This window comes from Vibrio barjaei, assembly GCF_001639065.2.
Lineage (GTDB): Bacteria > Pseudomonadota > Gammaproteobacteria > Enterobacterales > Vibrionaceae > Vibrio > Vibrio barjaei.
Genome location: NZ_LQXO02000012.1, coordinates 188,890 through 211,514 on the forward strand (window position 1 = coordinate 188,890; position 22,625 = coordinate 211,514).

The 22,625-nt window shown below is 44.3% G+C and carries 20 protein-coding genes; 8 read left to right on the plus strand and 12 right to left on the minus strand.

The window, feature by feature from the left end:
- Nucleotides 1-410: 410 nt before the first annotated feature.
- Nucleotides 411-1,121 carry a bifunctional 2-polyprenyl-6-hydroxyphenol methylase/3-demethylubiquinol 3-O-methyltransferase UbiG gene (gene ubiG, locus AWH66_RS07295; protein WP_063605490.1) on the minus strand — a complete coding sequence of 237 codons (711 nt, stop codon included), beginning with the start codon at nt 1,119-1,121 and terminating at the stop codon, nt 411-413.
- 312 nt (nt 1,122-1,433) lie between these two features.
- Between ubiG and gyrA the strand changes: the two genes are divergently transcribed.
- A complete protein-coding gene (gyrA, locus tag AWH66_RS07300) occupies nt 1,434-4,076 on the plus strand; it encodes a DNA topoisomerase (ATP-hydrolyzing) subunit A (RefSeq protein ID WP_063605489.1) in 2,643 nt (880 codons plus the stop codon).
- Nucleotides 4,077-4,137: 61 nt separating this feature from the next.
- On the opposite strand, the gene AWH66_RS07305 is transcribed toward gyrA, so the two are convergent.
- The 4 genes from AWH66_RS07305 to cls all read right to left on the minus strand — a co-directional run bounded on the left by AWH66_RS07305 (nt 4,138) and on the right by cls (nt 8,068).
- Nucleotides 4,138-4,752, minus strand: a complete 615-nt coding sequence (locus AWH66_RS07305; RefSeq protein WP_063605488.1) for a DsbA family protein — start codon at nt 4,750-4,752, stop codon at nt 4,138-4,140.
- Nucleotides 4,753-4,891: 139 nt separating this feature from the next.
- The gene (locus AWH66_RS07310) at nt 4,892-5,206 is read right to left on the minus strand and encodes a DUF6693 family protein (protein ID WP_063605487.1); all 315 of its coding nucleotides are present in this window, start codon (nt 5,204-5,206) and stop codon (nt 4,892-4,894) included.
- A gap of 56 nt (nt 5,207-5,262) precedes the next feature.
- A complete protein-coding gene (locus AWH66_RS07315) occupies nt 5,263-6,468 on the minus strand; it encodes a cystathionine beta-lyase (RefSeq protein WP_063605486.1) in 1,206 nt (401 codons plus the stop codon).
- A gap of 142 nt (nt 6,469-6,610) precedes the next feature.
- On the minus strand, nt 6,611-8,068 hold the full coding sequence (gene cls / locus AWH66_RS07320; RefSeq protein ID WP_038228207.1) for a cardiolipin synthase: 1,458 nt from the start codon (nt 8,066-8,068) through the stop codon (nt 6,611-6,613).
- A gap of 508 nt (nt 8,069-8,576) precedes the next feature.
- Here cls and AWH66_RS07325 point away from each other — a divergent pair.
- The 3 genes from AWH66_RS07325 to AWH66_RS07335 all read left to right on the plus strand — a co-directional run bounded on the left by AWH66_RS07325 (nt 8,577) and on the right by AWH66_RS07335 (nt 11,658).
- A complete protein-coding gene (locus AWH66_RS07325) occupies nt 8,577-9,920 on the plus strand; it encodes a sodium-dependent transporter (RefSeq protein WP_063605485.1) in 1,344 nt (447 codons plus the stop codon).
- Nucleotides 9,921-10,012: 92 nt separating this feature from the next.
- A complete protein-coding gene (locus AWH66_RS07330) occupies nt 10,013-10,699 on the plus strand; it encodes a TIGR01621 family pseudouridine synthase (RefSeq protein WP_063605484.1) in 687 nt (228 codons plus the stop codon).
- A 26-nt stretch (nt 10,700-10,725) separates the two neighbouring features.
- Nucleotides 10,726-11,658, plus strand: a complete 933-nt coding sequence (locus tag AWH66_RS07335) for a class I SAM-dependent methyltransferase (protein WP_063605818.1) — start codon at nt 10,726-10,728, stop codon at nt 11,656-11,658.
- Nucleotides 11,659-11,717: 59 nt separating this feature from the next.
- Here AWH66_RS07335 and AWH66_RS07340 read toward each other — a convergent pair whose 3' ends face one another.
- Complete coding sequence (locus AWH66_RS07340; protein WP_063605483.1) at nt 11,718-12,173, minus strand: META domain-containing protein; 456 nt, start codon at nt 12,171-12,173, stop codon at nt 11,718-11,720.
- Between the two features lie 229 nt (nt 12,174-12,402).
- Between AWH66_RS07340 and AWH66_RS07345 the strand changes: the two genes are divergently transcribed.
- From AWH66_RS07345 to AWH66_RS07355, 3 genes are all read left to right on the plus strand, one after another.
- On the plus strand, nt 12,403-12,657 hold the full coding sequence (locus tag AWH66_RS07345) for a DUF1289 domain-containing protein (protein WP_063605482.1): 255 nt from the start codon (nt 12,403-12,405) through the stop codon (nt 12,655-12,657).
- 210 nt (nt 12,658-12,867) lie between these two features.
- Nucleotides 12,868-13,830 carry a response regulator gene (locus AWH66_RS07350; RefSeq protein WP_063605481.1) on the plus strand — a complete coding sequence of 321 codons (963 nt, stop codon included), beginning with the start codon at nt 12,868-12,870 and terminating at the stop codon, nt 13,828-13,830.
- A complete protein-coding gene (locus AWH66_RS07355; protein ID WP_063605480.1) occupies nt 13,827-14,780 on the plus strand; it encodes a sensor domain-containing diguanylate cyclase in 954 nt (317 codons plus the stop codon). Before AWH66_RS07350 ends, AWH66_RS07355 begins: the two co-directional genes overlap by 4 nt.
- Here AWH66_RS07355 and AWH66_RS07360 read toward each other — a convergent pair.
- Entirely contained in the window at nt 14,777-16,000 is a 1,224-nt protein-coding gene (locus tag AWH66_RS07360) for an MFS transporter (protein WP_063605479.1), read from the minus strand. The genes AWH66_RS07355 and AWH66_RS07360 overlap by 4 nt on opposite strands.
- A gap of 90 nt (nt 16,001-16,090) precedes the next feature.
- Nucleotides 16,091-17,230: an acyl-CoA desaturase gene (locus AWH66_RS07365; protein ID WP_063605478.1), complete on the minus strand. Its 1,140-nt coding sequence runs from the start codon at nt 17,228-17,230 to the stop codon at nt 16,091-16,093.
- Nucleotides 17,231-17,479: 249 nt separating this feature from the next.
- On the opposite strand from AWH66_RS07365, the gene AWH66_RS07370 reads away from it, so the two are divergent.
- On the plus strand, nt 17,480-18,862 hold the full coding sequence (locus AWH66_RS07370; RefSeq protein ID WP_063605477.1) for a nucleobase:cation symporter-2 family protein: 1,383 nt from the start codon (nt 17,480-17,482) through the stop codon (nt 18,860-18,862).
- An 89-nt stretch (nt 18,863-18,951) separates the two neighbouring features.
- On the opposite strand, the gene AWH66_RS07375 is transcribed toward AWH66_RS07370, so the two are convergent.
- The 4 genes from AWH66_RS07375 to ugpA are packed head-to-tail and all read right to left on the minus strand — an operon-like array spanning nt 18,952 to nt 22,593.
- Nucleotides 18,952-19,764 carry an HAD-IIB family hydrolase gene (locus AWH66_RS07375; protein WP_063605476.1) on the minus strand — a complete coding sequence of 271 codons (813 nt, stop codon included), beginning with the start codon at nt 19,762-19,764 and terminating at the stop codon, nt 18,952-18,954.
- Nucleotides 19,757-20,863 (minus strand): sn-glycerol-3-phosphate import ATP-binding protein UgpC, encoded by a 1,107-nt coding sequence (locus AWH66_RS07380; RefSeq protein WP_063605475.1) that lies wholly within the window; start codon nt 20,861-20,863, stop codon nt 19,757-19,759. The genes AWH66_RS07375 and AWH66_RS07380 overlap by 8 nt, the downstream gene beginning before the upstream one ends.
- Nucleotides 20,864-21,712, minus strand: coding sequence for a sn-glycerol-3-phosphate ABC transporter permease UgpE (ugpE, locus tag AWH66_RS07385; protein WP_006072237.1), 849 nt, complete (start codon nt 21,710-21,712; stop codon nt 20,864-20,866).
- Nucleotides 21,712-22,593, minus strand: coding sequence for a sn-glycerol-3-phosphate ABC transporter permease UgpA (gene ugpA / locus AWH66_RS07390; RefSeq protein WP_006072238.1), 882 nt, complete (start codon nt 22,591-22,593; stop codon nt 21,712-21,714). Before ugpA ends, ugpE begins: the two co-directional genes overlap by 1 nt.
- Nucleotides 22,594-22,625 lie beyond the last annotated feature (32 nt).

Consider the following 22,625-nt stretch of genomic DNA (forward strand, 5'->3'; position numbering starts at 1 on the left):
TCAATGTCACCCTATATGTTTCGGCTTCCAACACAAGATATAGGGGTCATCTTAACTACGAGTTACAAGATAGTGCTATAACGGGAGATTTTCAAGTTTGAGAAATTGAATGTCTTGTGGATAACTAGGGGAAAGAAAATTTTCAGTTAGTAGATACTTACCATTGAAGATAGACCCGACTTAGTAGTGAAATTTACGTGCTAGCAGATTGGTTTTCTTTTAAACAAAGACGAAAAAAAATTCCTTGATCTTTGCCAATTTTTGGTTGTTATTCTTTAGCTCAATAAAACTGCGATATCGGCACACAAAATCGGCGAAAGTGTCTTGTTTTTGTAAATGATTTGTGTGTGAAAATTAACGAAGCTGAGTGCCAATCAACCGAAGGAAATTGGCACTAGATATAGACGAACTTAAAGCGACTTTTCGGTGAACACGATGTAGTTCACGTCGACACGACTACCTAGTTTATAGGTATCGGTTAATGGATTATACAGAAGCCCCGTAATCCCTTTTTCAGTAAGATCAGTTTTATCGATCATCTTGATAAGTTCTGAAGGTTTGATGAATTTGTCATGTGAGTGTGTGCCATCTGGAACTATTTTAAGCAACTTCTCGGCACCAACGATGGCGAATAAGTAAGACTGCAAGTTGCGGTTAAGGGTGGAGAAGAACACTTGACCACCAGGCTTCACCAGTTTTGAACATGATGCAATTACTGATGCTGGATCTGGCACGTGTTCTAGCATTTCCATACATGTTACGACATCGTATTTGCCTGCGTTTTCAGCAGCGTGTTGTTCCACTGTACTTTGTACATAGGTCAGTTTGGTGCCTGTTTCTAATGCATGCAGTCTGGCGACTTCAAGCGGCTCCTTACCCATGTCTAGCCCTGTAACCTCAGCACCTTGTTTCGCCATGCTTTCTGCAAGGATACCGCCACCACAACCTACATCAAGAACGGTTTTACCAAACAAGCCATTGGCCTTTTCTAAGACGTAGTTGAGTCTGAGAGGGTTGATTTGATGCAGTGGTTTGAACTCACCTTCAAGATCCCACCAGCGACTTGCCATCTCTTCAAATTTCTTAATTTCGTTGAGGTCTACGTTTTGTTGCTTATCCATATATGCCAAGAGTTTTGTTCCAAGGTTGCGACGCAGTATACCGCAAATTGGTTTGGGAAATATCTTCTCGTAGGCAGAATCCTCAGAATTCTTTAGCTAGCACACTATTTATCTGATTGATTGACGGTTTTTTCGCCGATTTTCAGAGTCATAGATTGGAAATGTGCAAATTGTGGACGTTTGAATCGCAACCAAGGTCACAACATGATAAAAGCGAAGGGAAAGTGATGCCGAACACAGTATTAATGTGTTATATTTTGTCACCTTATACGTATCGAGTATACGATCAAAATATAGAGGGATATTGGCTCTATGAGCGATCTAGCTAAAGAGATCACGCCCGTAAACATTGAAGATGAGCTGAGAGGCTCTTATCTCGACTACGCGATGTCAGTTATCGTGGGTCGTGCTCTTCCAGATGTGCGTGATGGTCTAAAACCTGTTCACCGCCGCGTTTTGTTCGCGATGAATGTTCTAGGTAATGATTGGAATAAACCATATAAAAAGTCTGCCCGTGTGGTCGGCGATGTAATCGGTAAATATCACCCGCACGGTGATAGTGCTGTATACGACACCATCGTTCGTATGGCGCAACCTTTCTCACTTCGCTACATGTTGGTCGATGGTCAAGGTAACTTCGGCTCGATTGACGGCGACTCTGCGGCGGCAATGCGTTATACCGAAGTCCGCATGGCGAAAATCGCTCATGAGTTGCTAGCGGATCTAGACAAAGAGACGGTTGACTACGTTCCTAACTATGATGGAACGGAGCAAATTCCAGCCGTACTACCGACAAAAATTCCAAACCTTTTGGTTAATGGTGCGTCAGGTATCGCTGTAGGTATGGCGACAAACATTCCACCACATAACTTAAACGAAGTTATCGATGGCTGTTTGGCATACATTAAGAACGAAGACATTACTATTGATGAGCTCATGGATTACATCCCGGGCCCAGACTTCCCGACAGCGGCACTGATCAGTGGCCGTAAAGGCATCATCGATGCTTACAAGACGGGTCGTGGTAAGGTCTACATGCGTTCTAAAGCAGAGATCGAAGAAGACAAGAATGGTAGAGAAACCATCATTGTTACCGAGATCCCTTATCAAGTTAACAAAGCTCGCCTAATCGAAAAGATTGCAGAGCTTGTTAAAGATAAGAAAGTAGAAGGCATTAGTGCACTACGTGATGAGTCTGATAAAGACGGTATGCGCATTGTGATCGAATGTAAGCGTGACGCAGTAGGTGAAGTGGTTCTAAACAACCTGTACTCACAGACTCAGCTGCAAACGACATTCGGCATCAACATGGTTGCCCTAAACAATGGTCAGCCACAGCTGTTCAATCTTAAGGACATGCTGAAGTGCTTCGTTGATCACCGCCGTGAGGTTGTGACTCGTCGTACTATCTTCGAACTTCGTAAAGCAAGAGACCGTGCCCACATTCTAGAAGCGCTATCTCTAGCACTTGCGAACATCGATGAAGTTATTGAACTTATCAAGAACGCACCAACACCAGCTGAAGCAAAAGTAGGCCTGGTTTCTCGCGGTTGGGAACTAGGTAGCGTAGCTTCTATGCTAGAGCGTGCTGGTACTGATGCAGCTCGTCCAGATTGGCTAGAAGATCAATACGGTATTCGTGATGGTCTGTACTACCTAACGGAGCAACAAGCTCAAGCGATTCTTGAACTTCGCCTACACCGTTTAACGGGTCTAGAGCACGAGAAGATTCTTGATGAGTACAAAGCACTTCTAGAAGAAATTGCAGAACTGATGCACATTCTTGCAAGCACAGAGCGCTTGATGGAAGTGATCACCGAAGAACTTGAACTAGTTCAAGCAACATACGGTGATGAGCGTCGTAGTGAAATCACAGCGGCAGTTCACGACATTGATATGGAAGAGCTAATCGCTCGTGAAGACGTAGTAGTCACTTTGTCTCACGAAGGTTATGTGAAGTATCAAATCCTAAGCGACTACGAAGCACAGCGTCGTGGTGGTAAAGGTAAGAGTGCGACTAAGATGAAGGAAGAGGATTACATCGAGCGTCTGCTTGTTGCAAATACTCACGACAATATCTTGTGCTTCTCTACGCGCGGTAAGACTTACCGTCTGAAAGTGTATCAATTGCCACTCGCAAGTCGTACTGCTCGTGGTAAGCCTATCGTTAACATTCTTCCACTAGAAGAAGGTGAGCGTATTACGGCGATTCTTCCTGTAAGTGAATTTAGCTCAGAGAAATTTATCTTTATGGCGACTGGTGACGGTACTGTTAAGAAGACTTCTCTAGACCAATTCTCTAACGTTCGTGCAAACGGCCTAATTGCTGTAAACCTACGTGATGATGATTCGCTAATCGGCGTTGATATCACCGATGGTCAAAGTGATATCATGCTGTTCTCGAAGCAGGGTAAAGTAGTTCGATTCAGCGAAGATAAAGTACGTGCTATGGGTCGTACTGCGGCAGGTGTCCGTGGTATGAAACTGGCAGATGAAGACCAAGTGGTGTCGTTGATTGTTCCTTCTAACGAAGGTGACATTCTAACCGTGACACAAAATGGTTACGGTAAGCGTACTGAACTTGAAGAGTACCCAACGAAAGGTCGTGCAACACAGGGTGTTGTATCTATCAAAGTTTCTGAGCGAAACGGTCCAGTCGTTGGCGCGATTCAAGTTGAAGAAGGCGACGAAATGATGATGATCACTGACGCAGGGACGCTAGTTCGTACTCGTGTTGCTGAAGTGAGTCAAGTTGGTCGTAATACTCAAGGTGTTACGCTTATCCGCACCGCGTCTGACGAATCAGTCGTTGGTTTGCAGCGTATTGATGAAGTCGAAGAGTTAGAGCTGCCAGAGGGCGAAGAAGTTGAAGCAAATGCAGAGACTCAAGCGCCAGAATCTGGAGATTTAGCGACTGACGACTCAGCAGCTGACGATTCTGCTACTGAAGAGTAATCAACATTTGTAGTGAAAAACCTGTCTCAATGAGACAGGTTTTTTTTCGTCTTTAGAACGATCAGAGTTGCTGTTTGACTAAATCGATTGTTGTGTTGGGATTTTTATAATCAATGGGTAGCTCAACAATGATGTCATCATGGGCTAAAAATAAAGAAGGAAAGCTGTTACCGCCAATGCTACGAGCAAATTTTATCTCTTCCGAAAGCTGCTGATTGATCTCAGCTGAAAGAAAGTCATGTCTAAATGCTTCAATATCTAGTTCAACCTGTTTAGCTAAGTCGAAAAGAACTTCTGACTCACTGGGATTCTTTGCTTCAAGATAATACGCCTGCTGTATAGCACGATACATGTCTTGTTCGGACTGCTGCTTACGTGCAGCAAGCACCGCGCGGCAGGCTGGGTAAGTGGAGCGTTTAGGCGTATTTAAAGTCCAAAAATCATGATTAAACTCAGTGCCTAAATAACTTTCGATTTTGCGCCAATAAGAGGCGATTTGAGTTTGCATTTCTGATGGCATTGGAACGTCAGAATCAGGGGCTAAGCCTCCAAGTACGTATTGAATGTCTAGTTGGTCGTCTAGCTGTGTCTCAATCAAATTCCACGTGGGTGCATAGCCCCAGCACCAAGAGCACATCGGGTCATAAACATAATACAGTTTGGCTGGTTTACTCATAAGATCATCCTTGTCGCTCGCTAACCGACGAGTGCAATTGTTCACCATATCATGAAAAATTGACTTATAACCTACATCTGGTACAGAAATATACGAGGTTCATCAATATGCAGATGAGCTTCATTATTCGCCTGTAATGCTATTCTACTCGGGTGTTATTGAGTGCGTAATTCCAAACACGATAAAAGTAAAATACATAGCCGATCCCTAGTGTCAGTATTGAAATAACAAACCAAAGCAATACATGGCCTAAGTCGCTAAATAGGTCGATATCGCAGCCCATTCGTCGCTCTCGGCCGGATTCATCAATGACGTAAGTACGATTAATGATGAATTTGGAAAATGAATAAGGGAAGAAAAACAGCGCGATGCCAAATGTGACAATGCTGAGAATTAACCAAATGAGCAAGTGGCCCAGAATGTCAAAGATAGCGACATCTGCTCGTAATCTCATAAAAGTACCTTACTTTAAATTAAAAATGGCTTCCATAACTGAAAGCCATTTGAGGTTTATTGGGTGATAGCTTGTTCTTGTATTGTGGAATTATAGCGCTCAAAGCCCTGCTTGAGATCGTTAATCAGATCATCAATGCTTTCCAGCCCAATGTGAAGTCTAATTAGCGTCCCTTCAAAATTAGGGTTGGCTACCGTTCGTAATGAATTGAAGCTACTTGGTTCATTTGCCAACACTAAGCTTTCGAATCCACCCCAAGAATAACCCATACTAAAGTGCTTCATACCGTCCAAAAATGCCGTTGTTGCTTTGGTATTACTGGTCTTAAGGATAAAGCTAAATAGCCCGTTGCCGCCGGTGAAATCCCGGTGAAAAAATTCACTACCAGGACATGTATCTAGAGCAGGGTGACGCACATGGTCGACTTCGGCACGCGTTGCTAACCACTTCGCAACTTGCAAACTGTTCTCTGCATGTTGGCGCAGCCGCACATCAAGCGTCCGAATGCCGCGAAGTCCTAAGTAGGCATCATCTGGAGAAACACATTGTCCCATCAGATAGCTTTGTTCACGCAATTGATCCCAGTACTTTTCGTGAGTCACTGCCGTACCTAGCATAACGTCGGAGTGACCAACGATGTATTTAGTAGCTGCTTGAATAGAAACGTCGACCCCGTGCTCAAAAGGTGAGAAATTCACACCAGCTCCCCAAGTATTATCAAGCATGACGATAATATCGGTTTCGTGTGCGATCTTAGCCATCAAAGGAACGTCTTGAACTTCCATTGTGATTGAGCCAGGTGATTCCAAAAACAGAATCTTGGTATTGGGTTGAATCAGATCACGAATGCCTTCGCCAATCATCGGATCATAGTAGGTCGTTTCTACCCCCATTTTCTTCATGATTGAATCACAAAAATCGCGCGTTGGTTCGTAGCAAGTATCCACCATCAGGATATGATCACCAGTCTCAACAAACGACAAAATGGCGTTAGAAATAGCGGCGGTACCACATGGATAAAGCGCGCATCCGACACCACCTTCAATTTCAGTCATGGCATCTTGAAAGGCAAAGTGTGTGTTAGTGCCGCGGCGTCCGTAGAACAGTGTCTTGTTGGCTCGATTGATGGTGGCGTGCTTTTTTTCTGCCACAGTGTCAAAGACAACGGTAGAAGCTCGTTGGACGGGTGGGTTAACTACACCGTTTGTCCATTTCTTACTACGGCCAGCGGTTACAAATTTGGTGGTCTTGCTTTCTGACATTTAGATTCCCTGTCTTAGCCTTGAACTTTCGTGTAGGAAGGCGAGTTTTTAAAAGAGGATAGACGCAATAAAACACGAAGGCTAAAGAGTTTCAAGTCTTTAGCCTTCACAAAACGTTGTTGGGTAAGTGTGCAGTCTAAGGTCAGAGCAGTGGATTGAAGAGATAAAACAGTCTTTCAAAAAATCGATGATAAATACTTCTTTGCTTCCATACGCTGTAGTCGACTAACTCCGAGCGTTGTATATAGCTCGATTGCAACTGGTGCATCTCTTTGGTGAAGCTTGGGTCTTCTACTGCGAGAGTCACTTCAAAGTTAAGCCACAAGCTGCGCATGTCCATATTGACGGTACCAACTAAGCAAAAGAGCTCGTCGATAACAACGGACTTAGTATGCAGTAAACCGCCATCAAACTCGTAGATTTTGACACCAGCGGAAAGTAAGTCAGTGTAAAATGCGCGTGATGCCCATTTCACCATAATCGAGTCGTTATTCTTCGGGATAATGAGCTCAACGTTGACTCCTCGTTGTGCGGTCGTTTTGATCGTTTCCAACAAATCAGCACTAGGCACAAAATAAGGCGTGGTGATTCTTACCGACTCTTCTGCCTGATGCATAGCGAGTGTGAGGACTTGACCAATTAACTGATCTGGCATACCTGGACCAGACGGTACTACCTGAACTGGTTTAGAGTCTTTTGGGATTTCTATAGCGCATTCTGGTTGAGCTGGTAACTGTCGATCACCGGTTTCTACTTCCCAGTCCCAACAATGTATCGCAGAGAGCACATTGACTGTAGGACCTTCGATACGGACCATAATATCAATCCATTGGCCTACGCCGGAGTTTTGCTTAAAGTAAGCGGGATCGACCATGTTCATTGAGCCGGTGTAAGCGACTTCATCGTCTATTACGATGATTTTTCTGTGCTGACGGAGATCTAAACGACGCAGGAAAATACGCCAAGGAGACACTTCTAGCCCTTCGACCAGTTCAATTCCCGCATCACGCATCATCTGTGCCCAATGACTTTTCTTGAAGAACGTTGGGCTACCAGCAGAGTCAAGAAGCACTTTAACATCTACGCCGCGCTTGGCAGCTTGTATAAGCGCAGATGCAACCGAATCCGCTAATCCACCCGGATACCAAATGTAGAACACCATACGAATGCTCTCTTTGGCTTGCTCAATATCTTTGATCACTGACAACAGGATCTCTTGTGGCGTGGTTTGTAGCTGAAGTTGATTACCACATAGAGCTGGAATGCCCATTCTGTTATTACACAGATGGTCGATTTTCGAAATATGAGTGCCTAACCCATCGGTAACATGCGCGTTGCAGTCATTCAGTTGATAAAACCAGTCACCAAATGGATGGAACATTTCTCTAGCTCGATCTGCTCGCTTTCTACCTAGGTTAAGCTCACCAAACATGAAGTAACATAAGACCCCAACCACTGGGATGATGTATATCACCATTAACCAAGCGAGAGAAACGCTGACGGCGCGGCGTTTTAGTACAACGCGCAAGGTGACACCTGCCACTAGGACCCAATAAAGTCCAATGCCTGCGAGAGTAAGAAAGTGGTATACCTTGTCCATTATGCCTCGATAGAAAGACGCTTTCGCAAATAATAAGCTCAGAATCAAGTATTTGGAATAGTTAGTTGCCTGTCAAATACAACCTGTTACACAAGCCATGAAAATTAATGAAATAGGTAGTTTCTATACAATTCGGCGTTGTTTTGATGACGATGTTATTAATATCGAGGCACGGCATACCAAGTAGCCAGAGAGCGTGAGAGTGGTCTAGGTGTGGGGTTTACAGTTGATGAAATAAACCGCAAACTATCAGCAAAGCGAATGGAAAATAGTCAGTTAGAAGTTTGGCGCTTCCAATTCTAAAGATAAGCTGTTTTACTTGCTATATCGCTATTGGATATAAATTTTACATAATGTGTAAACTAAAAATTACACCCCTATATTTAACAGCGAGAGATCGTGAGCACAGGGATAGGCTGCCAATCAAAGGCAGCTTTTTTGTGCGCAAAAATCATTTCATGGACAGCCGCAAACTCGTCTAGTTAATAGACACACATGGTACATACTGATGGCAAGTTCCGATAGAGGCCAATTCTCTTCTCGCTTTGGCTTTATTATGGCTGCTGCTGGGTCAGCAGTGGGTTTAGGCAATGTCTGGGGGTTCCCGACACAAACAGCCAGTAATGGCGGAGCCGCATTCCTCCTTATCTATCTTTTGATGATGGCTCTACTTGCTTTCCCAATGCTTGTCGCTGAGCTTACAATTGGTCGATATGGGCAATCTAACCCGATCGGGTCGTTACGAAAAATCTGGACAAATAATCGTTTATTAGCGGTGTTATTTGGTACCACTGCTATGTTAACCGCATCAATGATCTTGAGCTTTTACGCCATCTTAGCTGGCTGGTTAATTGGCTTTGGTATCTCTCCAATTATGAAATTGATTGGTTTACAGCAGTTTTCTGAATGGTTAATTACCTTTGGAACAGGACGAAACGTCCTCTTGACCGTCATATTTATGTTAATGACAGTGTTTGTGGTACGCCGTGGTGTCGCAGATGGCATTGAAAAGTGGTCATCACGATTGATGCCAGTTTTGTTTGCGCTGTTTTTGGTTCTCATTATCTACATTTTCACTCAAGACGGTGCTATTGATGGGCTAAGAATGTACCTCGTTCCTGACTGGGAGCATGTGAATGGTGGACTGGTCGTTAACGCGATGGGACAAGCCTTTTTCTCGCTGTCGCTCGGCGTTGGCGCGATGATGGTTTATGGCTCTTACCTAAGTAAAGATGTCAATATTCCCAAAACAGCGGGTCAAGTCGCCATTATTGATACTGGTGTAGCGTTTTTTGCTGGTTTACTGATTCTTCCTGCAATGTTCGTTGCAAAAGCAAATGGTGTGCAGATCTTCAGTGAAACAGGCCAGCTGATCAGTTCAGGAAATCTTGTCTTTACGGTCTTACCAAGTTTGTTTGACTCAATGGGATTAGTGGGAGAGGTGGTTGGTGTCGCTTTCTTTGCTTTAATGGTGATTGCTGCCTTGACGTCATCTATCGCTATGCTGGAAGTGCCAGTATCGTGTCTGCAAGAAGAATTAAAGATAAAGCGAGAGAAGTCAGCCATTATTCTGGGCGTCGCTATTCTTGTGTTCAGCGTACTCATCGCTGCGAATTTCGATACGCTATTCGATTGGGTAGCAACGGCATCAACTATGTATATGCAGCCATTACTGGGTGTGGTTTGGGCAGTGGTTATTGGTTGGGTTTGGAGTCGGAATGCTCTGCTTAAAGAAATTCAACAAGGCAACCCAGAGATCGAGAAAACTTGGTTTTGGCGTATTTGGCCGATTTACGTCAAAGTGGTTTGTCCTATCGCCATCATAATGGTGTTTGCTTACCCATTCTTGTAAGCAATCTACACATTATCGCAAACTAGAAGCTGCTCATTGAGCAGCTTTTGTGTATTATCCCTGCCCATTATTCCTTAGCGATAAGGCATCGCATGTTCGATATTCATTATGAAAATGAGGATTTTGTTGTCATTAACAAATATCCGGGAGTGAGCGTTCATAAAGATGATGGCGACACAATGTTGGTGTCGGACGTAGCAATCGCCATTGGCGCATCGTCACTTCATCTGGTGCATCGGCTCGACAAAATGACATCGGGGTTACTGATATTAGCCAAGCGAGCAGAAGTCGCGGCACAGTTTTCACGTTTATTTGAGCAACGCGACATAAACAAGTATTACCTTGCCATAGGCAGCAAAAAGCCAAAGAAAAAGCAAGGAACGATAATTGGCGATATGGAGCGTTCAAGACGTTCGTCTTGGAAGTTGGTTAACTCAAAGAATAACCCAGCGGTGACACAGTTTTTTTCTGCCGCAGCAGAAAACGGTGAGCGGGTCTTTTTGTGCAAGCCGTTGTCAGGCAAAACACACCAGATTCGTGTTGCTTTGAAGTCGATCGGTTCTCCAATTAAAGGCGATGCGATCTATAACACGAGTGACAATTCTGATCGTGGCTATTTACATGCTTATGCGCTGCGCTTCGAGCTAAGTGGTGAGTTGTTTCAGTTTAGGTGTGACCCGCGAGAGGGTACTCTTGGGAAAAAATGGCAGTCAACAGAAGTTGCGGACGCTATCGATAAATGGTCACAACCATGGGAGTTAGCATGGCCGAAAAAATAGAGCAGAAAAACAGCGAAAACGAGTCGATGCAAGCTAGCCAGTTAGGCGTATTCTTTGATCAAGTCTCAATCGGGCTATCTCAATCCAATGCAGAGGTGAGACGTCTTTTTCACGGAAGAGGAAAGTGCTGGCCAGGTTTAGAGCAGTTGACTTGTGACTGGGCCGCTAATCAGTTGCTGGTGAATTTGTTCAAGCCTGTTGATGAGACGTTTATGGTCGCGCTCACGCAAGGGCTTGAGGATTTATCAAACAGCGAGCTTTGGCAACAAGTGCAAGGCAAGTCGATTGTCTTACAGCACCGCTATAGTGATGGTGCACCAACAGAAGTCTTATTAGGTGAGCTTGACAAAAGACCAGTTGTCTCAGAGCTAGGTTGTAAATATCAACTCGATATTGGTCGCAACCAAAACTTTGGACTTTTCCTTGATATGAGAAATGGCCGGGAGTGGGTCAAAGACCGTGCTGCTGGAAAGCGAGTCCTTAACCTTTTTGCCTACACATGTGGATTCTCCGTTGCCGCAATCGAAGGTGGGGCAGAACATGTGGTTAACGTCGATATGGCACGCGCGTCGCTAAATAAAGGACGCGATAATCACCGATTAAATGACCATGACACGTCTAAAGTAACCTTTATGGCGCACGATATCTTTAAGTCGTGGGGGAAAATCAAAAAGCACGGACCCTATGACATCATTATTATCGACCCACCTTCATTCCAAAAAGGAAGTTTTGCCCTGACTAAGGATTACAAAAAGATCCTACGACGTTTGCCTGAACTGTTGAATAAGCAAGGCGAGGTGATGGCGTGTGTGAACTCACCTAGCGTTACACCAAGCTTTCTGATTGACAGTATGAAAGAAGAAGCGCCAACACTTGCTTATATTGAGCGATTAGCTAATCCATCAGAGTTTGCTGATAAAGACGATGATGCCAGTTTGAAGGTATTACTCTTTCGCTAAACAAACTTCCTATAAAAAACGGCACATTGCGTGCCGTTTTTTATAGGAAGTAATTGGAATTAGTTCATCCAATCTTTCAATTCGAATGTTAGTGTGTGCTCAGCGCCTTTTAGCTCAAGACCGTTTTTAGTGACGGTAATATCGCTCCAATCTGACAACGTTTTAGACATAGTTTGTTCAATATCCATCGCTGTGCCTGCACACATCTTCATAGTCATGCCCATTTTTTCGATGCGGAATTGACCATCTTTAAGCTCACCTTGACCGAAGAAGTTGTTACAACCAGCATTGCCGTTTGCCGTCATCTTTTCACCGATCTCTAGGCGAGGTGTTTGGTTCTGTTCATCAACTTGAATAGGGTTGCCGTCAATTTGAACCAAGTTCCAATTGTGGTGTTGAAGATCTTGTGCGGTTACAGCTTTCATCGCTTCCTCTTTAGTGTCGTTCGCGGCACAAGCCGTCATTAATACTGGAAGTGCAACTGCGGCAAGTAACTTCTTAGAAAAAATCTTCATATAATTTGCTCCAACTGAATGAAATTGTTGACAAGCCTAACTAATAAAACACTGTTTTTTGTCAGGAGTAGGTTATGTTTAGTATAGTGGTTTTTTAATTGGATAAGTGTAAACCATTGCGTAACAGTGATATTGGATTCGCAAAAGCCACATAAGTCAGACTATTCTTACTATCCAAGTTTGTTTTCGCTCAAAGAGTGTAGTCCAAATATATGAATAAAGGATGTCGATGGAGCAACTAGAGTTTTTCACCGTACCGAGTCCATGCGTACGAATATGCACGGTTGATGAGAAAGGGTATTGTCAAGGATGCATGCGTAAGCGTGATGAGCGTTTTAATTGGTTGAGCTTCACCACCGCACAGCAACTTCATATCATTAAATTATGTCGTCAACGTTATCGCCGCAAGCTAATGCAAGGCAAAATAACGGTGACAAACGCAGTACTGGAAGAGGACGATAGCCCTCAGCAAGATTTATTTTAATAATCGCTTGCGCACATTATTATTTATATCTTCTCCATTGACTCACTCTCAACTGTAGTAGCTGTAGCATTAATTTAGTTCGTTTTCGCTATTTTAACCACACAGCGTATTTAAAATGAAAGTGTGATCTTAGTTCAAATTGGTGCTGGTATCCCAGATGGAATTCTGTTTATTATAGGTTAGTCAATAATCAATAATATTAATGGATTCATGCGGATACTTATATGTGACGATTCAAAGGTAGCAAGAAGAAGTCTAGCGAGTTTTATCGCAAGCTCTTTTGATGGTGAGATCATATTTTCGGAAAATGGCCGCCAAGCACTCGAAATAATGCAGTGCGACACCATTGATATCTTATTTCTTGATTTAACAATGCCAGAAATGGATGGCTTTGAAGTACTGATAGCGCTTCAAGAGTTCAGCTATCAAACCAAAGTGGTCGTAGTATCTGGCGACATCCAAGAAATTGCCCAACAACGCTGTTTCGCTCTCGGTGCATATGCATTCATAGAGAAGCCGTTAAAAGCAGAGTCGGCAATCCCTTTATTCCACGAGCTCCAGATCCCAGTTCATCATGCACATTCTTCAAAGCAGTCATTTAGCAAACAGCAGATGTTTGAACGTTTTCAAGAAACGTCGAATATCGCTTTGGGGGTGGGTGCTGCAACGATTTCAGAGCAGCTTAAAGAGTTCATTCTACTACCGGTTCCCAGAGTCGGCGAGCTGACGTTTAGTGAGCTCACCATGATGATACAAGACACCTTAAACCGTGAGAATAGCTGCGCGGCGGCACAGCGGTTTGTGGGTGGCGGTTTACATGGTGAGGCACTAGTTTGTATCGAGGGTGAATCGGTAGCACAAGTAGGACGACGTTTGGGGTATGACGATGGTGAGATTTCCCATGATGAAATAGTTGTCAATCTAGTGAATGTCCTAGTTTCTTCTTTCTTAGTCTCGTTATCGGAGCAGCTAGGGTTGGAGTTCTCGTTACGTGAACCGCTAAGAATAGAGGATTTCAGCCCTGAAAACTCAATGCTCAATGCTAACGAACAAGTATTTACGATTGAATATACCTATGATGCAGAAGCGTTAGACTTATTCTGCTCGGTATTGTTTATGTTTGATGTGGAATCTGTGGAGATTATCCACCGTCAAATGGAGCTATTACAATGACCACTATGACACTCGAGCTTTCCGACTTTCATTGGACGATGCAGCTGCTGGATACGCTAGATGCGGGTCTTATTGTGGTTGATCGTGAATACAATGTCTGTGCATGGAATAGTTTCATGCAAAACTATAGCGGTATCAATGCAGACAGCATTATGGGCAAGTGCTTGTTTGAAAGTTATCCCAATCTTCCTGAAAAGTGGCTAAGAGCGAAACTCGAATCGACTGGAACTCTCAAAACTCGGGGGTTTTCAAACTGGGAAGATCGCCCAATCATCTTTGAATTCAAAAACTTCTCACCTGTCTCACAAGGCTTGCTCAACATGTACCAGAACATGGTGATTACGCCACTTAAGTCTCCCCAAGGAGATGTCACGCATTTCGCCATCATGCTGCAAGATGTGTCGGACATTGCTAAGAGCAAAATGCACCTCAAGCGCTCCAATGAAAAGTTGACGGAGTTGGGTCGCACAGATGGTCTTACGGGACTGTTTAACCGGGCTTACTGGGAGTCACAGTTTATTGAGGAATTTAATTCGGTACAGACCACGGGACGTACGTCAACGCTGGTGATGTTCGATATCGATCACTTTAAACGTGTCAATGACAACTATGGCCATGCCACTGGCGATAACGTGATCAAAGAAACTGCTAAGCAGCTGTTAAAGGCCGCGAGAGGTAGTGATGTGTGTGGCCGCTACGGCGGCGAGGAATTTGCCGTTTTACTCACCGACACGACAGCAGATCAAGCGTCGTATTTTGCAGAAAGGTTGCGTAAACGAGTAGAGGATCTCTGTCTAGAGTTCGATGGGCAGTCACTCCAATACACCATTAGCTTAGGCATAACCGAGTGCAGCGCTGAAGATAATAATCATGTAGATTGGCTAAAGCGCGCGGATAAAGCCCTTTACCAGTCCAAGGAAGCTGGTCGCAACGCCACGTCCATCCTCTAGAACTGTTTATCTTTTAACTCAAAGCGCTGCTGTTCAATAGGCAGCGTTTTGGTTTTTGGCAGTTTAACTAGCACCCAACTCGCAAGCATGGCGACAACAAGACCGCTTAACGCCAAAAAGCTCATCACGCTGGCAACCCTATCTTGATCTAACAGAACCCCCACGATGTAAGTACCAATAGAGAACCCTACGGATACGGCGGCTGCCATAAACCCTTGCGCTGTTGCAGGTCGATAAGGGCTAATTTCGTCCGCTAGCGCGGCAATAGAAATGTCGTTCCACGCACCATTAATAATGGAGATTAATATCAGTGAGAGCGGTAAAAGCGCCATAATATTGTGGCCAAACATAAACCAGATACTGATGCCTACAATTAGGTTTACTGTCACAGTGATGAACCAAAGTGAGGGGGCTCCATGAGTTGCCATCCAGGTTCCCGCGGGAGTGAGTGCGACGAGGGTGACAAGTGCTGCGATAGCCATTCCGAGTGCGGAACTCGATATGTTGACGCCAAACCCTTTATCAATAATGACTGGTCCCATTTCCACCATATTTGAACCCACAAACATAGACATAAACACGCAAGCGACGAATCCAAACCAAACAACTTTAGAATGGTTTCGATCTGAATTCGTGTTTAATTCATGAGGTTCAGCGATAGAGACCAGGGTCTTCGGTGGATAAAATACTGTAACGACGAGCAACAACAGGTCGAAGGCAAAGAGCGCGCCCAACTGTATATTCACAGATAGCTGCAAATAGTCCAGACAAGCAACGGTCACGCCAGCCACAGCTACCCCAACCATTTGAATTTGGAAAAGGTGTTTCAGTGCGTTCGACTGGCTTTTGGGTGTAGTATTTAAGCGCAAAGCAAACGTTGGGTTGAGAATAAGCAGGAGGTTACTGCCAAGACCAATCAAACAGGCAATACCCCAGTAATGCCATTGCGTTGTAGAGACGAAAAGTAATAGCAGTAACGCGCTGGCATGACATATGAGAGCGAGTAGGTGCAGGGGTCTATGAAGCCTATATTTATCGGCGAGAGAACCAAGCAAAGGGGCTGTTAAACCACTTAATCCTAAAATTAACATCACTTGACCAACGAGTAACGCGCTGTTGGTCCGGGATAGGATGAGAGGGGCAACAATGATCGCAAGACCAACCCATTGAACAACGCCCATTGATGCTTGGCTTAGCTGCCATAAGTTGCTTTTTTTCATAGCAAAACCCGGTGATAAATAGGGCAGGAAGTATAAAAAAAAGCGAGCATCAGTGATGCTCGCTCAGTGTCAACTTAATTGACTATCACATTAGCTAATCGCTAATCTAGGGTTATTAACCATATTGTACCAACGACGTCTTTGTTCTTTTAACGTTAAGTCCAACTGTTCTATCTGTACTCGCAATAAGGCTTGCTCATACTTTTCTTTTACATTGGATTTTGCCGACTTGATAAGTTGAGTCTTTAAGTCATCACATTCATTCAGTTTGCTGATCAAATGTTGCAGTTCCTGTTCAATCACCGAATGAATTTGCTCTGCGTTGGGAAGTTGGAAGATTTTGCCCTTAGCCGTTTGCATGGTTTGCAGCAGACGTGCTTTTTCAATGCGATAAGGTGACACGCGTTTTAATCCCTTGGCTAGCCCAACGTAAGCGCAAGAGCGTATTAACCATTTAGTCGGATCAAACTGCCACCAACGAATACCATTTCGATAGTCATGCTCAAAGATATGGTGGAAGTTGTGGTACCCCTCACCGAACGTAACAAACGCTAAAATCCCGTTGTCCCGTGCCGTGTTTTTGTTGGTGTACGGCTGGGTTCCCCAAACATGAGCTAAGGAATTAATAAAAAATGTCGTGTGATGACTGAGTACCAATCGCAGTGCTCCTACAATCAGCACAAAACCGATAATATCGCCGTAAATGGCTCCTAGAGCAATTGGGATACCGAAATTGGTGAGTAGGGCAAGGGCGACATAGTGTTTGTGTTGCCACATCACCACTTTGTCTTTTTGAAGATCTCGGCAATTACGATAATCATCGTATCGAGCGGCTTGATACTCCCTAAGCATCCATCCGATATGTGAGTACCAAAAGCCTCGCTTCGCAGAGTAGGGGTCTTTGTCGTTATTGTCTACGTGTTTGTGATGAACACGATGGTCTGAAGACCAGTGCAATGCGCTATTTTGCAGAGCAAAGGCACCACCAATGGCGAATAGGTATTTCAGTGAATTATGCGCTTCGTACGCCTTGTGTGACCACAGCCTATGATAGCCCGCCGTAATGGACATACCACAAAATACAAAGGCAATGAGTAACCAAATCCAGTGTGCAAGGGTATAACCGTGTGTCACGCCGTACCATGTGGTGCCTACTGTGGCTAGGATAAAAGTGCCAAGAAAAATCGTGACGTTTAACCAAATTATCGGAGGCTTGTGAGCCGTGTTCATACAATAACTCCATTTAAGCTTACAACTGTTCGCCAGAATATCAGCGTACACGTGTAAGTCAAAGAATAAGTTGTTACAGTGTTTAACGGAAAATTGCACCAATACTAGCTATCGACGGGTGAAAGTGGTGCGATATGAAGCATATGATTTGGCTAACTCTTTTAAAAACAGGAGTTTAATTAATGGTATGCATATTGCTTAATCTTTGTGGTCTTAGTTGTATACAATCAAAAATACATAAGGAATCACATGGAACAGCAACATAGCAGTGACTTAATCTACGGACTGGATGAGAGACCCTCGGTAAAAGCCGCGAGTTACGCCGCACTTCAACATGTATTAGCGAGTTTTGTCGGCATCATTACCCCAACATTAATTATCGGAGGAGTGTTAGGACTTGGCGACCATATCCCATACCTTATTAGTATGGCGTTGATGGTCTCGGGAGTAGGTACTTTTATACAAGCGAAGCGAATTGGCCCAATTGGCGCAGGTATGATTTGCGTTCAAGGGACAAGCTTTGCTTTTTTAGGCTCTGTCTTGGGAGCTGGCTTTCTTGTCAAGGCTAACGGAGGAGGGCCGGATGAAATGCTCGCAACCATTTTTGGTGTGTGTTTCTTCGGTGCTTTTGTTGAAATTATCTTGTCGAGATTTATCGATAAACTAAAGGCTGTCATCACTCCTGTTGTTACGGGCATTGTGATTACGACGATTGGTATCTCGCTGATCAAAGTAGGTATTACTGACATCGCTGGTGGTTTCGGCGCCGAAGACTTTGGCTCTGCATCGAACTTAGCGTTAGGCGGCGTAGTCTTAGCAACCATAGTGATTTTAAACTTGAGCCGCAATACCATGGTGAGATTATCTTCGATTCTAGTTGGGTTATTGGTCGGGTGGTTAGTGGCGATGATGTTAGGCAAAGTCACCATGCCAGACTTTTCATCGCAACCATTCCTGAGTATTCCTATCCCTTTTAAGTATGGATTCGCGTTTGATTGGCAAGCTTTTCTACCGATTGCTTTTATCTACCTGATTACCGCGATTGAATCGACGGGTGATCTAACTGCCAACTGTCTGTTTTCAAAACAGAAGATTGAAGGTAAGCAGTACATAAAACGAGTAAAAGCGGGCGTATTAGCAGATGGTATTAATTCAATGATTGCAGCGGTGTTTAATACATTCCCGAACACCACCTTCAGCCAAAACAATGGGGTGATTCACCTGACTGGAATTGCCAGTCGTTACATCGGATACTTCATTGCTGGCATCTTATTCTTACTTGGTCTGTTTCCAATACTTGGAGCTATCTTGATGACGATACCAAAGCCAGTGTTAGGCGGGGCAACTTTGGTAATGTTTGGTACTGTAGCTGCAGCAGGCATCAAAATCATCGCAAGTGAAACACTAGATAGACGCCGAATTATGACTATAGCTATTTCACTAGGGCTAGGGTTGGGCGTTATGCTGGTGCCAGATTTGCTAAAAGAAGCCCCCAAACTGGTACAAACTATATTGGGGTCACCAGTGACAATGTCGGGCATCGCCGCGTTAGTGATTACAGGATTGCTGTCATTGGTGAAAGAGACGCCGCAAGAGACAGAGTTGAAATCTCAGTCATTACCTGAAGCGTGATATCTTTTTGCAACGAACGTAATCAGGCATTTAGTCGAGATAGAAAGGCCGTCGTTAAGAGACGGCCTTTTGGTTGTCGCGAACATAAGTTAAGCACTTTGACGAGCTTCGACCAGTTGCTGAGCCAACTCAGCAAATCCGTATCCACCATTACCGCTAGTCATATAACTGGGTTTCGCCCGTAGTTTTGACAGCAAAGGCGTTAGGTTATTTACGCCAAATGTAATGGGCAGCCAATCAAACATCGACTCGTCATTGAGTGAATCACCGATGTAAGACAGTGTTTCCAATGCAAACACGCTCTGGTTACCGCTTACTTTAAGGTACTGTTCGCTGCTGAATCGTTTACTGTGTTCACCGAGCCAAACATTGATGTGAATGGAACTCTGAGTGGCTTTCACTTCGTGTCCGTTAACGACTAGCGAGCGAATCTCATTGAGTAGTCGTGCACTAACATCGTCTGAGACAGGTTCACGGTCTTGTCCGAGGTTTATAGCAACGTCGCAAAATCTAAAACTCTGGTCATTAGCAAACTCGATGCCTGGGTAGTAGGTAAGTAATACTTCTAAACGCTGTAACAGGAGTTGCTGGTTATTTCTCATCTCGTCCATAGGTTGTAGTGAGTGGACGTGAAACCCTTCTTGGTTTTTCATCATCCAAAATGCACCATTTTCCCCAATGACACCATGAACTGGCCACAGTTTGGCGATTTGGTCACACCAACCAGCGCAAGCGCCAGTGACAGCGACGACTTTAATCCCACTCGACCTCAGTTTATTGAGTGCGAGTAATGTCTCGGGAGGTAATGCTCCCTCCCAAGTCAATGTGTCGTCCACATCGGTGAACAGCCACTCGATCTTTCTCGCTTGATGTGGCGATAACGCAGATAACGACTTAGGCATTAATGACCTCTTGCTGAAGAGTAGTGCGATCATTGAAATGAAGGCGCTTTGAGGTTTCATTGCTGAAAAGATGTAGATGCTGTCGATCGACATCAATACCAAGTTGATCGCCAATGGCTATTTTGGAGTGACCTTCGACACGGACAACCAGTTTTTGAGGCTCACTTCCGGATGTGATGCAATAGAGTAATAGATCAGCCCCCAGTGCTTCGATGAGTTCAACTTCTACATGAAACCAAGGATCAATGTCGTTTAGCGTCAAATGTTCAGGCCTTAGCCCCAGTTTTACTGAGCCAAGGTTAAGAGTTTTGGTATCCATTTTGAATAACGATGAACCCAGCTCTATACCTTCAACGGTTACCTTGGCGTCGAGAATGTTCATAGACGGTGAGCCAATAAAGGTTGCCACGAACAGAGATTCTGGGTAGTCGTAAATATCTAAAGGAGTGCCCACTTGCTCAATATTACCTTTGTTGAGTACCACCAACTTATCGGCTAGTGTCATGGCTTCGACTTGGTCGTGCGTAACGTATACCGATGTGGTGCCAAGGCGGCGCTGTAAGCGTTTTATCTCGAGTCGCATTTGAACTCGTAGCTTGGCGTCCAAGTTGGATAAGGGCTCGTCAAATAAAAAGACTTTAGGTTCACGCACAATGGCACGGCCCATTGCTACTCTCTGACGCTGACCTCCAGAAAGCTGCTTCGGTTTTCGATCCAGTAAACCATCGAGCTCGAGCATTTCCGCTGCTTGGCCGACAAGGCGCTGTATTTCCGCTTTTGGCGTTTTTCGATTGCGAAGTCCATAGGCCATATTGTCGTATACCGTCATATGCGGGTATAACGCATAGTTTTGGAACACCATGGCAATATCGCGTTCACCAGGTTCTAGTTCGTTCACGATGTTATCGTCGATACGCAGAGTTCCGGAACTGATTTCTTCCAGTCCAGCCAGCATACGTAGCAAGGTGGATTTGCCACAACCACTTGGACCAACAAGGACAACCATCTCACCGTCATCGATGTCGAGGTTGATATTAGGGATCGCTTGGTAACCATTTGGGTAGCATTTAGCGATATTAGAAAGAGTAAGCGTTGACATTTATTTCTCCGAATCTACCAAGCCTTTGACGAATACTTTTTGCATAGCAATAACCACGATGACTGGCGGTAACATGGCGATGATGGTGGTGGCCATGATCTTGTTCCACTCGATTACGCCATCGACGACGCCAAGCATTTGCTTAATACCCATCACGATCGTGTAGTACTGAGCATCAGTGGTAATAAGTAATGGCCAGAGGTATTGGTTCCAACCATAGATGAAAGTGATCACGAATAGTGCTGCAATATTGGTGCGTGAGAGAGGAAGCAGAATATCGAAAAAGAACTTAATCGGACCTGCGCCATCAATACGGGCCGCTTCGACTAGCTCATTCGGCACGGTCATAAAAAACTGCCTGAATAAGAATGTAGCCGTTGCACTCGCGATGAGAGGAATGGTTAATCCCGAAAACGAGTTAAGCATGTTCAAATTAGTGATGACTTCGAACGTCGGCATGATTCTCACTTCGACTGGTAACATTAACGTGAAAAAGATCATCCAAAACGCAATCATTCGTCCGGGAAAGCGGAAAAAGACCACAGCATAAGCAGACGTTATTGAAATAGTCAGCTTTCCTATGGTGATACACAGCGCCATGATAAGAGAGTTGGTCAGCATGTGTGTGATTGGAAGCGCGTTGTTGTTAAATGTACTTTCATTGCTCAGCAGGTCTGAGAACACACTAAATCCCAGATCGCCAAACCATAACGGTGTGCCTGTCGCGAACTCTGTGTTCTCATGTGTCGTCGCTACCAAAGCTATCCACACCGGTAAAGCAATAGAAACAATGCCTAATACAAGAATAATGTGACAAAACACATTGAAAAGAGGTCTTCTTTCTACCATTAGTACGCTACCTTTTTCTCAACATATTTGAATTGAATAACGGTCAGCATTGCGACCAAAACCATAAGAATGACCGATTGTGCTGCTGATGAACCAAGATCGAGTCCAATAAAGCCATCGTTATATACTTTATATACCAGCGTCGATGTACTGTTACTTGGACCACCTTGTGTCATTGCATGAATAATGGCGAAGGTGTCGAAGAACGCGTAGACAAAGTTAACCACGAGTAAGAAAAAACTGGTTGGGGAAATAAGTGGAAAGCTAATCGTTAGAAAGCGTTTCACCGGACCACTACCATCAATTGCAGCAGCTTCGTGCAACGATTTAGGAACCGATTGCAAGGCAGCTAAGAAGAAGAGGAAGTTATAACTGATCTGTTTCCAGGTTGAAGTTATTACTACCATCCACATGGCATGGCTTCCGTTTAATGTTGGATTCCAATTAACCCCAAACCAATTCAAGATATCGGTAACAACCCCGATGGTCGGGTCAAACAAAAATAGCCATAGAGATCCTGCAACAACGGGTGCGACCGCGTATGGCCAGATGAGAAATGTGCGATATACCGTGGCACCTCTAACGATATGCTCAGCAAAAGCAGAGAGAATGAGCGCACTGACTAATGCCAGCAGTGCAACGCTGATACTAAATTGGATCGTAGTGAAAAAGGAATCAAGGTAGTAGCTATCGTTGAGAAGCTTAGTAAAGTTCTCCAGACCAACAAACTCACGGCTGATGCCAAACGCATCCTCCAATTGAGAAGACTGAAATACAGCCTGACCTGCGGGCCAAATAAAGAAGACAAGGGTAATAATAAGCTGAGGTGCGATTAACGCATAGGGCAGCCATTTATTTTTAAAAACAACTTGTGATGACATACGGTGTACCAAAGAGCCGTCACTCTCGATCA